Raw genomic sequence first — 887 nt, forward strand, 5'->3', positions numbered from 1 at the left:
TACATCGAAGCTTACGATGTGTATGGGCAAGTTCATGAATTAGACGTGTACCAAATGCCCGATGTTCCGGTATTTGTGATCGACAGCAATGGTGCCGAAGAACTCAAGGCTGGGTTGATGACCATGCAAGCTGAAATGCAAAAACAAGGTACAGACACACAACTTAACTCAGGCAGCAACAGTGCTAGCAGCAAGCACAAAGAACCTCAAAAGCAGACGCTATTTAACAGTGATGCGCGCTCTTTAGCTGAATCGGAGCCTGAAGAGTTGAATACCACTCAGTTAACCAAGATTCGCTTAGCCATCGATAGAGAACCGTGGATCTCAGGCAAAGCGGAAATCTACGCTATCGTCACTGGAGTAGATTCAAGTCGTATAGCTCCACAAATCGACTTAATTGAGATGCCTTACTTAGACTACGACAAACAGACTTACTATCCGAGCCAAAGCATCATCTTCTGGCCTCGTTACCGCTGGGGGGCTGCAGACATGATCTTGATGGAACATGATGACGGTACCAACTATAAAGACCTAGCGAAGCTGCTGGTGCAAGCCGCTGAAGAGATTTTGAAAATGATTCCAGATCCAGAAGTACAGGGTTATACGATCATTCCTCAGATCACCAGTAAAATCATTGAGCTGATCCCAAACAATGTGTTGGTTAATGACGATGATTTTGTGGACGTCTACTACACCTTAATGCAAAACACCCCTTATGTTGACCGTCCTGGTGCAGGTGGTAATGCCGTAGCCTCTTTCACTCCTGTCACCATATTGCCGACAGAGTAACATGTAATTTTTCGCTCTGACCAAAGCGTATGGGCCTATGCCTATACGCTTTACATCTTGTAACTGAGAAATTATTAGGGCTAAAGAGAATAATCTGT

General features: G+C 44.8%; 1 protein-coding gene. It reads left to right on the forward strand.

Annotation, left to right across the window (positions count from 1 at the left end; all coding sequences use genetic code 11):
• Nucleotides 1-789 (forward strand): DUF3103 family protein (locus tag BCT81_RS03400; protein WP_133152516.1); only part of this gene is annotated, 789 nt, incomplete at its 5' end.
• Nucleotides 790-887 lie beyond the last annotated feature (98 nt).

This window comes from Vibrio sp. 10N.261.52.A1, assembly GCF_002876325.1.
In the GTDB taxonomy this organism is placed as follows: Bacteria; Pseudomonadota; Gammaproteobacteria; order Enterobacterales; family Vibrionaceae; genus Vibrio; species Vibrio chagasii.